At 68.1% G+C, this 13,853-nt stretch carries 10 protein-coding genes; 3 read left to right on the forward strand and 7 right to left on the reverse strand.

Features of this window, described 5'->3' with window-relative positions:
* Positions 1-330 precede the first annotated feature (330 nt).
* Positions 331-1,335, forward strand: coding sequence for a zinc metalloprotease (locus O3X23_RS40080; RefSeq protein WP_269278971.1), 1,005 nt, complete (start codon positions 331-333; stop codon positions 1,333-1,335).
* Positions 1,336-1,918: 583 nt separating this feature from the next.
* Here O3X23_RS40080 and O3X23_RS40085 read toward each other — a convergent pair.
* The 6 genes from O3X23_RS40085 to O3X23_RS40110 all read right to left on the reverse strand — a co-directional run bounded on the left by O3X23_RS40085 (position 1,919) and on the right by O3X23_RS40110 (position 7,948).
* Positions 1,919-2,419 (reverse strand): GNAT family N-acetyltransferase, encoded by a 501-nt coding sequence (locus O3X23_RS40085; protein ID WP_269278974.1) that lies wholly within the window; start codon positions 2,417-2,419, stop codon positions 1,919-1,921.
* A gap of 69 nt (positions 2,420-2,488) precedes the next feature.
* Positions 2,489-3,469, reverse strand: coding sequence for a hydroxyacid dehydrogenase (locus O3X23_RS40090; RefSeq protein ID WP_269279025.1), 981 nt, complete (start codon positions 3,467-3,469; stop codon positions 2,489-2,491).
* Between the two features lie 23 nt (positions 3,470-3,492).
* The gene (locus O3X23_RS40095) at positions 3,493-4,467 is read right to left on the reverse strand and encodes a carbohydrate ABC transporter permease (RefSeq protein WP_269278977.1); all 975 of its coding nucleotides are present in this window, start codon (positions 4,465-4,467) and stop codon (positions 3,493-3,495) included.
* Positions 4,461-5,276 (reverse strand): carbohydrate ABC transporter permease, encoded by an 816-nt coding sequence (locus O3X23_RS40100; RefSeq protein WP_269278982.1) that lies wholly within the window; start codon positions 5,274-5,276, stop codon positions 4,461-4,463. Before O3X23_RS40100 ends, O3X23_RS40095 begins: the two co-directional genes overlap by 7 nt.
* 116 nt (positions 5,277-5,392) lie before the next feature.
* Complete coding sequence (locus O3X23_RS40105; RefSeq protein ID WP_269278985.1) at positions 5,393-6,721, reverse strand: ABC transporter substrate-binding protein; 1,329 nt, start codon at positions 6,719-6,721, stop codon at positions 5,393-5,395.
* A gap of 153 nt (positions 6,722-6,874) precedes the next feature.
* Positions 6,875-7,948 (reverse strand): substrate-binding domain-containing protein, encoded by a 1,074-nt coding sequence (locus O3X23_RS40110; RefSeq protein ID WP_269278987.1) that lies wholly within the window; start codon positions 7,946-7,948, stop codon positions 6,875-6,877.
* Positions 7,949-8,351: 403 nt separating this feature from the next.
* Between O3X23_RS40110 and O3X23_RS40115 the strand changes: the two genes are divergently transcribed.
* Positions 8,352-10,364: a DUF2264 domain-containing protein gene (locus O3X23_RS40115; protein WP_269278990.1), complete on the forward strand. Its 2,013-nt coding sequence runs from the start codon at positions 8,352-8,354 to the stop codon at positions 10,362-10,364.
* Between the two features lie 307 nt (positions 10,365-10,671).
* Positions 10,672-11,763, forward strand: a complete 1,092-nt coding sequence (locus O3X23_RS40120) for a LacI family DNA-binding transcriptional regulator (RefSeq protein WP_269278994.1) — start codon at positions 10,672-10,674, stop codon at positions 11,761-11,763.
* 189 nt (positions 11,764-11,952) lie between these two features.
* On the opposite strand, the gene O3X23_RS40125 is transcribed toward O3X23_RS40120, so the two are convergent.
* Positions 11,953-13,853: discoidin domain-containing protein (locus tag O3X23_RS40125; protein ID WP_269278997.1), on the reverse strand; the 1,901-nt coding region annotated here is incomplete at its 5' end.

Here is a 13,853-nt window from a genome sequence, read left to right on the forward strand (position 1 = left end):
CCTCGCCGCCTGCCGCTCCATCACAGTGTTTGACGGACTACGGAGTGGTTTTCGGGCCGATGAAACGTCATTTCTGGTCACAGTGGCTCGTTCATTCGGTCGCCCTGGCCTGTTAGCGGGTGCCCGATCGGTACGTCGCATGCTGCGCATCGGAGCCCCTATCGGGACACAGCAATCGGCAGTGCACCGATCCTCTTGCGGCTCGCGCCCGATTTGCCCGCAGAATCGACTCGGCCAGTTCAGAACTGCCGCAGACATGACAAGTGGCCATAGCCTCCCCCGCGGCGGAGAGGAAGTTCCTCCCTGCCTTGTTCGCAGCGAGGAGCCCCCATGCGCCGACGACCCCGCTCCCCCCACCTCCGCCCGTCCAGCAACCGCCTGCTCGGTGCCGCTGCAACGATCGGTGCCCTTGCCCTAATGCCGCTGCCCGGCGTAGCGGGCACCGTGACGGCTGCCGCCGCTCACCCGGCCGCCGCCGCTGCCTGTTCGACGGACAGCCCGAGCGACGCCGCCGCCCGCAAGATGAAGGGCGCAACCGGACACGAACCAGGCGAACTGACCGACGCCCAGGCCAAGGCCATGGACGCGGCACTTCAGCAGCGTGTCGCGAAACTGCGTGCCGAAGGCCGCAACCTCGCCCCGGCGGCACTGGCCGCCACCACCGTCCCGGTCTACGTGCACGTCATCCACAGCGGTGCTGCCGGCAACCTGTCCTCGACCGACATCAGCCGACAGATGTCGGTCCTCAACGCCGCCTACAGCGGCCAGGGCACCGGCAACACGGCCAGTCCGTTCCAGTTCTCCCTGGCCGGCACGGACTACACCGACAACGCCGGCTGGTACAACGGCCTCACGCCCGGCTCATCGGCTGAGAAGTCCATGAAGACGACGCTGCGCAAGGGCGGCGCCAACGCCCTCAACCTCTACACGGCCAGCCTCGGCCAGAGCCTGCTCGGCTGGGCGACCTTCCCCAGCTCCTACAAGTCCAACCCCAAGGACGACGGCGTCGTCATCCTCGACACCTCACTGCCCGGCGGGTCGGCCACCAATTACAACGAGGGCGACACCGCCACCCACGAAGTCGGTCACTGGTTCGGGCTCTACCACACCTTCCAGGGCGGTTGTAACGGCAACGGCGACTACGTCTCGGACACCCCCGCGGAGAAGAGCGCCGCCTACCAGTGCCCGACGGGGCGCGACACCTGCACGAACAAGCCGGGCGCCGACCCCATCCACAACTTCATGGACTACACCTACGACCCCTGCATGTACCAGTTCACGGCGGGCCAGGTGCAGCGCATGACGGACTCGTGGACCGCCTACCGCTCCGGCTGACCACAGCCCGCACACACCCGGTTCCTCAGCAGAGTGCCACCCGGGAAGTGGTGGTACGCCCAGCTCGGGGCACGGCCCCGAGCTGGGCCTCGCGACACCCGCACCCGTCAGCCCACCTGACTGATCCGGGGCGAGCGGTCGACCTTACGGATCATTAGCGCCGTTTGGGTTGTTTTATGTCGCACCGTGCCCTGATCCTCGAAGAGCATCACGGCGCGCCGGGCACGGGCCAGGGATCCGGTCGGCGCGAGCAGGGCCACCCCGAGGAAACAGACCACCTCGTACTTGAGCGACCGCAGGGACCGTTGAAGGCGCTGTTGAAGGCAAGGCCTTGGCCTGGGGTGTTTCCATGACGCCGGAGATGCCCCATTGACCGATACCGATGGCCCAGTTCGCCCGCAGGTAGGCGAGGGGTCCCTGGGAGTGATGCCAGAAACCGGTGGTGCTCTCGTGCCGGCGCCAGTACGGCAGTGGGGCCACGAAGCATTTCAGTGGCCATCTACTCGCCCGCGGTGCACCTCCGCGGCGCGATCATCTGGCTCCGCTGCCTCCGCCCGCCGGCACCAGTGACTGGCGCCGGACGCTAGAGAGCGAGCTTGAACCCGTCGTGACTGCGCGCGAAGCCCAGCCCGCCATAGAAGCGGTGCGCGTCCTCGCGCCGCTTGTTGCTGGTCAGCTGGATCAGCGCGCAGCCACGCGTGCGGGCCCGCTCGATGGTGCGCTTCATCAAGATCCGTCCGAGCCCGCCGCCTCGACGGTCCGCGCGGACCCGCACCGCCTCGATCAGGGCCCGCTCGGCCCCGCCCTTGCCCAGCCCCGGGATGTACGTCACCTGTAGACAGGCAACCACCCTGCCGCCATCACCCTGGTCGTCGACGCCTTCGGCCAGAACCAAAATCTCGTTTCTCGGGTCCGCGTCGATCGCCGCGAAAGCCTGCTCGTACGCCTCATCGACTACGAGCGTCGCCGGATCCACCACCGTCTCCTCGTCAGCGAGCAGAGCGAGCACCGTGGGCAGGTCGGCGCGTGTCGCGGGGCGCAGGGTGAGAGCGGTCACGTGGAGGGATTCAGGGGCAGCTGCCATGGCACCGACCTTAACCGGACCCTCATCGGAACCTTCCGCCCTGCCCCTGATCACGACTCCGCACAGACCCTAGGCGATCACAAAGAGGTGGTCCGCGAGGACCTGCTCCTGGAACGGTTCTCCCTGTGTGTAGCGGGCGAGTTCGTCGAGGGCCGCGGTGGCCAGCCGGTTGAGTTCGGTACCCAGCGAGCCGGCGATGTGCGGGGTGAGCAGGACGTGCGGATGGTCGTAGAGCGGGGATTCGGCGGGGAGCGTCCACGGATCGGTGACGTCGAGGACCGCGTAGAGGCGTTCGGCGAGGATCTCGTCGACCAGGGCGCGCTCGTCGACGAGAGCACCGCGGGCGGTGTTGATCAGGGTTGCACCGGTGCGGAATCCGGCCAGACGGCGGCGGTCGATCAGGTGTCGGGTCTCGGGGAGGTCGGGGGCGTGCAGGGACACGACATCGCTGGTGGTGCAGAGCTCGTCGAGGGTGACTGCCTCGGCTCCGAGCGCACGGGCCTCCTCTTCGGTCAGGTAGGGGTCGCTGACGACGATCTCCAGGTCGAACGGGCGGAGCAATTCCACCACTCGCCTGCCTATGCGTGACGCCCCCACGATGCCGACGCGTTTGTTAAGGTTGCCCATCTCGGGGAATCGGGCGTGCCAGTCCTGTTCTCTGCGATCCGCCCGGTAGGAGCGCGCGATGGGCAGTACGCGCTTGTTGGCGAACAGGATGGCCGCCAGCGTGAACTCGGCTACGGGCAGGGCGTTTCCGGCGGCGGCTGTGGTCACGGTGATGCCGCGGTCCCACACCTCCAAAGTGAGGTGGCCCTTGACCGAGCCCGCGGCGTGGACGACGGCCCGCAGGTTCGGTGCGGCGCGCAGGGCCTCGCTGTCCAGGAGCGGGCACTGCCAGCCGGTGATGAGGACTTCGGTCTCGGCGAGGACCGCGCGGGCAGCCGGGTCGGAGAAATCGGTGAGCACCTGGTCGGGGTCGATGTGAGTCAGTTCGTTCAGACGGGCCCGCTCACGCGGGCCGAAGAGGCGTGCCGCGACGGTGGGGTCCATCGCCAACGCTGCGCGGGGACGGTTCACTTGACGCTTCCCATGGTCAGGCCGGAGCGCCAGTAGCGCTGCAAAGCGATGAAGACGATGATCAGTGGGAGCACCGCGAGCAGTGAGCCGGTGATCACGAGGGGATAGAACTCGGGTGCCTGGGTGGTGTTGCCGCTCCAGGTGTAGAGGCCGAGGCTGACCGGGAACAGTGCGCGGTCGGAGAGCATCACCAGCGGCAGGAAGAAGTTGTTCCAGATGGTGACGAACTGGAACAGGAAGATTGTCACGAACCCCGGGACCATCATGGGCAGTCCGATCGAGCGGAACAGTCGCAGGTCGGAGGCGCCGTCGATGCGGCCGGCCTCGATGACCTCGTCGGGGATGTAGCTGCGGGCGAAGATCCGGGCCAGGTAGACGCCGAAGGGGTTGAGCAGTGACGGCACGAACACCGCCCAGTACGAGTTGTTCAGACCGGCCTTGGACGCCAGCAGGTACATCGGCAGTGCGAGCGCGGAGACCGGCACCAGCACGCCGACCAGCACGACGCCGAAGAGCTTCTCGCGGAAGGGGAAGCGGTACTTGTCGAACGCGTATCCGGCGGCGACGCAGATGACCGTGCTGCCGACTGCTCCTGCACCTGCGTACAGGAAGCTGTTGCCGAACCAGGTCAGGTAGATCCCGTCGTCCTGGTCCAGGACACGCCGGATGTTATCGGCGATCGCGGTTCCGTCGATGTGGAACATCGACGTGCCGAGCAGGTTGTTCGGGCTCTTGGCTGCGGAGGTGACCAGCCAGATCAGAGGGAAGACCGAGTACAGCGCGCCGATCGCGAGGAGGGCCTTGACCGCGGTCCTGGACGCCCAGGCCGGGTTGCGCCGGGAGGAGCGGTAGGAGTGCGCGGTGCGTGGGGCGGCATCTTTCGGCGGCACGGGCGAGGGGGTGGGGGCCCCGGCGGAGCGTGGGCGTGCCCTGTGGTCGCCGGGCCGGTGGACGAGGCTCGGGCTCACCATGACTCCTTGCGCCCGGCGATTCGTGTGACCGTCCATGACAGCACCCCGGCGGCCGCGGCCAGCAGGATGGACGCGGCGGCGGCCAGGCCGATGTCGTTCGCGCCGAACGCGGTGTGGTAGATGAACATGGCAGGCGAGTAGTCGGCGTCGAGGGCACTGCCGGCTGACCGCATGACCATCGGCGAGTTGAACATCTGCAGCGAGCCGATGACCGTGAAAAGGATGACGACGCCGATAGCCTGACGGATCATCGGGAGCTTGATGCGGGTCGCGATGGTCCATCCACCGGCACCGTCGACTCGGGCGGCCTCCAGGGTCTCGTGCGGGATCGCCTTGAGCGCGGTGTAGAGGATGACCATGTTGTAGCCGGTCCACATCCACACGGCGATGTTGATGACGCCGGGCAGCACCCAGGAACGGCCGAGCATGTCGATGTCGATGCCGCGGCCGGACAGCACCCCGAGCACGGGGCTGACGCCGGGGGTGTACAGGTAGGCCCAGATCAGACCGGCGATGACCTCCGGAACAGCATGCGGGAGGAACAGCGTGAGCTGGAAGAACTTTCCCGCGCGCACGGTGGTCGCGTCGATCAGCAGGGCGAACAGGGCGGCGAGCCCGACCATGACGGGGATGTAGACGACGCAGTACAGGGCGAGGGTGGCGAAGCCGTTCTGAAAGTGCTCGGAGGTCAGCGCCTGCCAGTAGTTTCCGGGGGCGTTGAAGACCTTCTCGGAGCTGCCGAATCCGAGGCCGGAGCTTCGCTCCGTGAAGAGGCTGAGGTTCACCGCGTAGGCGAGGGGGGCGACCATGGCGATCACGAAGACCGCGAAGAAGGGTGTCAGGAGGAGGAACGCTGCGGCCCCCTGGCCTCGTCCGCGCGTCCGCCGTGCGGCACCAGGCCGTGTCGGCGACAGGAGGGACATGGTCAGCCGCCCGTCACATTGAGCTTGCGCTTGCTCATCTCGTCGACGGTGGCCTGTTGTGCCGATCGCAGTGCTTCGGGGATGGAGCGGCTGTTCTGCTCGTCACCCAGCGTGGTGCTGGTGACGTTCATCGCGGGTCCCCACATCCAGCCGGTCGGCACTGAGGCATCTGCGGCCTTGAAGACCTGGAAGACGTCCTGCTTGCCGAACAGGGTGCTCTTGAAGTTCTTCGCGGCGACCGCGTACGCGTCCGGGTGCGCCGGATAGACGGCCCGACCGGCGCTGGTGCGCGCGTTGATGCTCTCCGGTGAGTGGGTGAGCCAGGTCGCGAACGTCGCGGCCGCCTCGGCGTTCTTGCTGTTCTTGCTCACCGCGAAGGTGCTGCCGCCCCAGAAGCCGGAGGAGGCTTTGCCGTCATACGTCGGCAGCGGTGCGACCGCCCACTTGTCGCTCTGCCCGGTCGTGTTGGCGGCGAGGTTGTTCGCCGCCCACGGGGGGCCAATGACCGTGGCGAGCTTGCTGGTCTTGAGCATCTTGCCCCAGTTCTCACTCCAGGACTTCTCGACGAGGACGGTCTTGTCGTTCTTGAGCTTTTGCCAGTACGCACCCACCGCCGTGGACTTCGGGTCGGTGAGGTTGACCTGCCACGTGTTGCCCGCGGTGCCGAACCACTTGGCGCCGGCAGCCCAGCTGTAGGCGGCGATCTGGTTGGGTTCGTTGGGGAAGTACGAGCCGAGATAACCGGCCGGGTCTTCGGCGTGGAACTTCGCGGCGGCCTTCGCGTAGTCGTCCCAGGTGCGCGGGACCTCGATGCCATGCTGGGCGAGCAGGTCCTTGCGGTAGTACATGACCATCGGGGTGGCGTCGTACGGCATCCCCCACACCTTGCCGTCGAACGTGGCCTGGTCGGTGATGGCCTTCGGGTAGTCCTTCAGGACAGCGGGATCCACGAGGTTCCCGATCGGCTGCAGGCCGCCCCGGCTGACGTACTCCGGCAGGTTGGTGTACTCGATCGTCGCCAGGTCCGGCGCGTTACCGGCGGTGATCGCGTTCGTGAGCTTGAGGTAGCCGCCGGCCACGCCGCTCGGCGTCACCTCGAGCTTGACCTGGATGTCGCTGTGGCTCGCGTTGAAGGTCTTCACGACATCCTCGATGCCGCCGATCCACGACCAGAACGTGATGGTGGTCGTCTTGCCGGACGCCGCACCGCCGGCCGACCCGCTCGGGCCCGAACCGCCCGTGCCATCCCCTCCGGAGGAACAGCCGGCGCCCGCCAGCAGCGAGACGGCTACGAGCGCACTCGCCATCCACCGGATCCTGATCGCTTTCATGACTGCTCCTTCGCTTCATCGCCGACACCGAACAACCCCGGGAATCACGGCACACTTGGCGTGATCTGGGGAGGTGACCGGCTTCAAGGGTCGTCATGGAAGCGAAACGTCACTGCAACGTCAACGGATGCAGGGGAACACGGTCAGAAGCAGTCAACCGATCAGCCGTTTTCCGCAAGACTCACGGATGATGAGCCGGGGAAGCAGGGTCAGGTGGTGCGGGGTGACTGCCGTTCCGGGGTGCGGAACGAAGCGGCGTGCCATCGCTCGCACGGCTTGCTCACCGACGTCGTATTTGGGCGGGCTGACTGCGCTGAGCGGCACCGGGCCGAGTGCCGCGATCTCGTCGTCGTAGGCGATGACCGCGAGGTCCCCAGGGACCCGCAGGCCGTCCGCGATCGCCGCCTCCACCAGGCGGGTCGCCTGGTTGTCGCTGTGCACGAACGCGGCGGTCGCGCCCGTCTCACGACACTCGCGCAGCAGGCGCTGCAGCGCCGAGCGCAGTCCTTCGGGGTCCTTGGCGCCGTCCGGCACGGGGACGTCCGGCGCGTCGGTGGCCAGACCGAGTACCTCGACGGCCTCGGTGTAACCGCGCCGCAGCCAGAACTCGGTGGGGGTGGCGGGGTCCAGCGCGAGGGCGACCCTGCGGTGTCCGAGCGCCGCGAAGTGCCGCAACGCGAGAAGGGCGCCCTGTGCGTGGTCGGTTCGCACGTAGTCCACGTCCCGGGTGGTGTGCGCGTAGCCGACGGTGCGCTCCATCAGCACCACCGGCACGGGCAGGGTGTCCAGCCACGCACCGAGTTCGGCGGCCGCCGAGGAGCCCTGTGCGGCAGCCAGGAGCAGGCCGCGTACGCCGAGCGCGCGGAGTTGGGCGACCCGTTCACGCTCCTCGGCCGGACGGTAGTGCGACACCCCGAGCACCAGGCGGATGCCAAGGGCGTTCGCCGCGCTCTCAGCGCCACGGATCACGCCGGGGTAGTAGAAGGTGGTGGACGGCACGACGATCCCGACCGGGACCGGTGCGGCGACTCCCGGCTGATCGGCGGGGGCGGCCACAGCGCCGCCATGGACGCGCGTCAGAAGACCCGCGTCCGCCAGCTCGCGGATGTCGCGCCGCAGCGTGGCCTCGGAGGACTCCAGGGCGGTCACCAGGTCGGCGACCCGCACACTGCCGTTGAGCTGCAGCTCACGCAGTATGAACTCGTGCCGTTCGCGGGCCAGACGCATACGTTCCCCAATCGCCGGGCCGCTTGATGGTGGGGTGCGGCCGTCGAACAATCACCCGTGACCGTGGCGGCCAACCAAGCAGAAGCGATCATTCTCGATAGGAACAGATGTGTAAACAAACAGGGCGTGAGCGCTCCGGCTCTTGACCACCCGGCGTGGCGACGCCTAGCCTCCCGATTTGGCAAACGCGTATTCCCGGACGCCCGTTCGGTGACCTGCTGCGTCGCCCCGGTGCTGCGAAACGGCTGCACGGGGTCGGACGGCGTGCAGGACGACCGGGCGGCCCGCTGTGCGTGACGAGGGCCAAGCACTCGCTCTCAACGCCGCGCGAACACCCCGGCATTCGCGACCCGCTCCCCCGGCGTGGGACCCGCCCCCGCCCCCGCCCTCCAGGACGGATTCCATGGCTGTGCCGCCCTACCTTCCGCTTCCGCCGATGGACCGCCACATCTCCCCGCGCACCGGCTGGACACGCGCCCACTGGGAGGCCGTCGCGGACCGTCTGCTGGCAGGCGTGCTGCCGTACGCCAGCCCACGGCTGGCCCAGTACCGGCTGCCGGGACGCACCGGTTGCGCCGGCGTCCACGCGGACGGCCTGGAGGGCTACGCCCGCACCTTCCTGCTCGCCGCCTTCCGGATCGCGAGCGCGCAAGGCAGCGTCCCCGGGCTCGTCGAGCGGTACGCCACCGGACTCGACGCGGGCACCGATCCGGCGAGCGGGGAAGCCTGGCCGCGGATGGGCGACATGACCCAGCAGCTCGTCGAGGCGGCATCGATCGTCATCGGCCTGCACGAGACCCGCCCATGGCTGTGGGACCAGTTGGACGACAAGGTGCGCGAGAACACCGTCGCCTGGCTTTCCGACTTCCGCGGCAAGCGCGTCCCCGACAACAACTGGCGGCTGTTCAAAGTCGTGACAGAGCAGTTCCTCGCCTCGGTCGGAGCGCCGCACGACCAGGAGGCCATCGACGAGGGCCTCGACCGGCTCGATGACTGGTACCGCGGCAACGGCTGGTACACCGACGGTCCCGGACGGCACTTCGACTACTACAACGGTTGGGCGCTGCACCTCTATCCGTTGTTCTGGGCACGCATCGCCGGTGACGGAGCCCACCCGGACCGCACCCGGGTGCATCGCGAGCGACTGTCCGATCTCCTCTCCGCGTACCCCTACTTCTTCGGTGCGGACGGGGCACCTGTGCACCAGGGGCGGTCGCTGACCTACCGCTTTGCCGCAGTGGCGCCGGTGTGGGCCGGTGCGCTCGCAGGCGCCACCCCACTCGAACCGGGCCTGACCCGACGCATCGCCTCCGGCGCCCTACGGCACTTCGTCGAGCGCGGGGTGCCGGACGAACGCGGGCTGCTCAGCCTCGGCTGGTACGAGCCGTTCCTGCCCGTGACCCAGCCGTACTCGGGCCCGGCGTCGTCCTATTGGGCGTCCAAGGGATTCCTCGGTCTGCTGCTTCCGGCCGACCACCCGGTCTGGACGGCGACCGAGCGCATGCTGCCGGTGGAGGAATCCGACACCCGCCTCGTGTTGCCCGAGCCGGGCTGGCTGCTGCACGGCACCCGTGACGACGGCATCGTACGACTGCTCAATCACGGCAGTGACTACAACCATCCGGAGCCCGTGCCGCAGGTCGACGATCCGCACTACAGCAAGCTGGCCTACTCCACCCGGACCGCGCCCGACGCGGCGGCCGGCGCGTGGACCCGCGCACTCGACAACCACTTCGCCGTCATCGGCGCGGACGGCAGGCCCACCCGGCGCCGACGCATCGAACCGGTCCGCGTGACAGAGCACGCCGCGACGTCCCGATACTCGGCCCCGATCGCAGCGCCCCGCGCACATGGCTCCGACACGGACGTGCGTGGGGGTGAAGTGACCGTGGAGACGACGTCGTTCGCCCACGGTTCCTGGGAGGTCCGGGTGCACCGGGTCGAGCTGACCGGTGTGGCACCGGGTGCGGCCGTGGGCGTACGCGAAGGGGGCTACTCGGTGGCCAACCCCGCTTCCCCGGCAGCCGAAGCCGGGTCCGACACGGTGGAGAGCGGCGTCGACACACCGGGCAACGGCGCGGCAACCCCCCGCGGCGACCTCGGCTCGGTGGGGAGCGTCCCGTGGGCCGAAGCTCGCACCGTGGACGGTCTGCACAGCGTGGTGATCGGCCTGCACGGCTGGCGTCGCGCCGAGGTGGCGCACCAGGTCGGAGCCAACGCCTTCGGACCCTGCTCCGCGGTCCCGGTCCTGTACAGCGACGTCGATCCGCAGGAGAGCGGAGTCTTCGTCACGCTCGTCGTCCTTTCGGGCGACGCCGCCCACCCCGGCGCCCTGGCCGGCTCGTGCCGCACCGAGGTGGCCACCGACGGCACGGTCACGGTGCGGCTGCCCGACGGAACGCTCTTCACCGCCTGACAGCGTCGACGGGCCACCGGTGCGCGGGGCGACCCGTGAGACATCGCACCACCCCTCGTGCCAGACCGCCAACCCCCGCGCCGTCGAAGCACCCGTTCCACGACCATCGAACCGAATGCCCCTGCCCACCAAGCGCGCCTACGCAAGCCACCATCCCCGCCCGGGCACCGAAGGCGGACAGCACACAAAAAACCTGCTGCCGGGCGCCCGGGCATAAGGCATGGAAAGGAACAGCCCGGAGCTCCGCTGAATGCTGCTCTCCGCAGTATTCAGGACGCGCATTTCCTGATCATTGACAGAAACATCAATGGTGAAAGAAAGGCACGACGGGCTTCCATTCGACGCCGTGCCGTGGTTTCTTGCAGGTATGGAGAATGGCCACAGTGCGGAACGCCCCCGGCGCGTCACGATCTACGACATCGCGGCGGCCACCGGGTTCGCCGCCTCCACCGTGTCGCGTGCCCTGTCGAGGCCGGAACGGGTAAGCGCGACCACCCGCGAACGCATCGCCTCGGCCGCCCGGGAATTGTCCTACGTGCCCAACTCCCCCACCCCCGATCTCAAGCGCACCAAAACGGTCGCGATCCTGGTATCCGACGTCACCAACCCCTTCTATTTCGGGCTGATCCGGGGAATCCAGCACCAACTCAAAGCCGTGGGATATGCCAGTTTGCTCATCGACAGCGAAAATTCCAGTGAGATCGAATCCGCCATGCTGCACAGAGTGCGCCAGTCGGTCGACGGAGCGATTTTTGCCGCCTCGCGACTCACCGGAGTGCGCCTCGCGGAACTGGGAGCCGAACTACCGCTCGTCGTGATCAACCGAAGAGTGCACGGGGTTCCGAGCGTGGTCATCGACTCCCCCTCCGGGGTCGTGCAGGCGGCCGAACATCTCATCTCGCTGGGGCACCGAGAGATCGTCTACGTGTCCGGACCCCAGAACTCATGGGCCAACGAGGCCCGTTGGCGCTCGCTGGCCCAAGCCTGCGCCACACACCGGGTGCCGGTGCGCCGCCTCGGGCCGTTCCCGGCCGGTCCAAAGTCCGGATCCGCCGCCGCCGACGCGCTGATACGCACCCGAGCCACAGCCTGTATCGCGTTCAACGACCTCCTGGCCATCGGCATGCTGACCCACCTGCGAACACGCGGCATCGCAGTGCCCGCCGCGATCAGCATCGTGGGTTGTGACGACATCTTCGGAGCGGACTTCTGCCACCCCGCCCTCACCACGCTCTCCGCCCCGATCGAGCAGGCCGGGAGAGCTGCCGTAACCATGCTGATGGCACACCTCACCCACGACGTGCCGGCAACACGCTCCACCACCGTGCTGCCGGCGCACCTGGTCGTCCGGGAGTCGACAGGCCCCGCCCCACGCCGACGCCCGGCCGCAGGACGTTGAGCGCGCGGCTCCTGGGCAGCCGCCGGCTTCCGAACGAGACAGCGCGCTTGACTGGTGACCGGTCGGCGCACGCAGAAAGTGCCTTCCTGCTGGCGACGGAGACCGCGGAGAGGTCTCGTCATCCAGCGCAGAAGGCACTTCCGCTGGTCCGGTCAGGACCTGAACGTGATGTGGGACGGGATCCGCCAGCTAGGGGTAACTGACGATCGGTACCGGGCTGACGGTGGTGCCGGTCGACGCCCCCGTGTTGTTGATGACGTGCGCGATGGAGCCCTTGGACAGCGAGACGGTGAAGATGTCGTGGAATCGCACGTTCGGGTTGTCGGGTGCCTCGAAGCCGCGATCGGCCACGATGCTCGGATCGGCGGTGAACAGGCAGTAGGAGCCCAGGCCCCACGCCTCGTGGGAGGTGACCGCGTCGGCCACCTTGTAGGCGGCGTACCCGCGTCCCTCACTGCGCCAGGTGGCCTGGCTCGGTGGATCGTAGGGCATCTCGTTCTGGAAGAAGATCGTGCGCCCGTCCTGCCCGTTCCAGACCACCTCGTACTTCTCGAAGTGCTCGATGAACAGGCCGTAGGCCGAGACATGGGCGCCGTTGACGATCAGCCCGGTGTCGGAGGGGTTGACCGTCCACCCGACGCCGGAGCCGTGGTCGGCGCGCCAGGCCCAGATGTGATCGATGATGGTGTCGGCGTTGTTGACGACCAGTGCTGTGGTGACCTTGCCGGGTCCCGCTCCGCCGACGCGGAAGAACACGTCCTGGACGGTGGTGGGGTTCGCGGCGTGGCGATTGGTCGCACCGGCGGGCCCGACCTGCAGCAGGCTCGGCGAGTTGACCGGGCCCGCGTCGAACAGCAGCCCGGCGAGTTTGACCCCGTCCACATCGGCGACGTTCAGCGCGCTGACGCCGTTGTCCGGAATGAGCGTCGGGTAACCGATGCCCAGCACGACGGTGTCGGGCCGGGTCACGTTCAGGGTCTGGGACAGGTGGTAGACGCCCGGGGTGAACAGCAGGTTCTCTCCGCAGGCGAGGGCGTTGTTGAGGGTGGCGGCCGAGTCGGTCGGCCGGGCGACGTGGAACTGCGTCAGCGGTAGCGACGTGCCCGGCGTCGAACCACCGGACCACGTCGTTCCGGAGGCGCCGGTGCGCAGGTTGGGCACGAAGACGTTGTACGCGTCGCCGGCGAGGTAGAGGTAGGGCTTGTCCCGAATGACGGGGGTCGTCGCCAGGGTCGTGTACGGCGGCTTGGGGAAGCTGGTGGCCGGGGCGCCTTTGACGCCGGAGAAGGTCATGTTCCACACGCCGTTGACCCAGCCGCCGATCTGGCTGTCCCGGGTGTACCACTGTTGCTGGGAGTACGGTCCGACCTTGCCGTCGATCTTGCTGTCGGCGATGTAGCCGCCGCTGGCCCAGCCGTAGCCGTTGGGCGCCAGGGTGAGGTCGCCACGGATGTGGACCCGGCGCACCGGAGCTCCTTGCGCCACTGCCCAGCGGTCGGCGGTGTGACTGGGAACGATCGCCAGATTCTCGATGGACCGCCAGAAGTTTTGCGTGGCATTGCCCTGAAGCCAGCCCGCGTCAACCGTGACATCACCGTTGATGGTGACGTCGTCGGGGTTGCGCCCCAGACCCATCACCGAGGTGTAGAAGCCGGTGTTGACGTTGATGCCGTGGTAGGTGCCGGCCTTGAACATCACCGCGTACCGGTAGCCGCCGAACTGGGCGGACTCGGTCTGGGCGAAGATGGCGTCCAGCTTACTCTGGATCGTCGTACTGGACATCGACGGATCGAACACGACGACGTTGGGCCCGAGGTCCTGCGCGACCGGCGGAGGCGTCTGGCAGGTGCCCCCGCCGCCGTTGGCGCTGTGGACGACCAGTTCCTTGATGGAGTCGCCGTACCCGTTGTTGCGCTGGGTCGCGTACAGGCGCAGGTAGCGGCCGGTGCCGGTGGCATCGATGCTCTGCACGCCGCCGGTGTTCGTGGTGGTGGAGTAGACCGGGTTCCAGGTGCTGCCGTCGTCGGACAGTTCCAGGCGGAACGCCTTGGCGTACGAGGTCTGCCAGTTGATGACGACCTGGCAGACCG

Source organism: Streptomyces sp. H39-S7 (assembly GCF_027158205.1).
Lineage (GTDB): Bacteria > Actinomycetota > Actinomycetes > Streptomycetales > Streptomycetaceae > Actinacidiphila.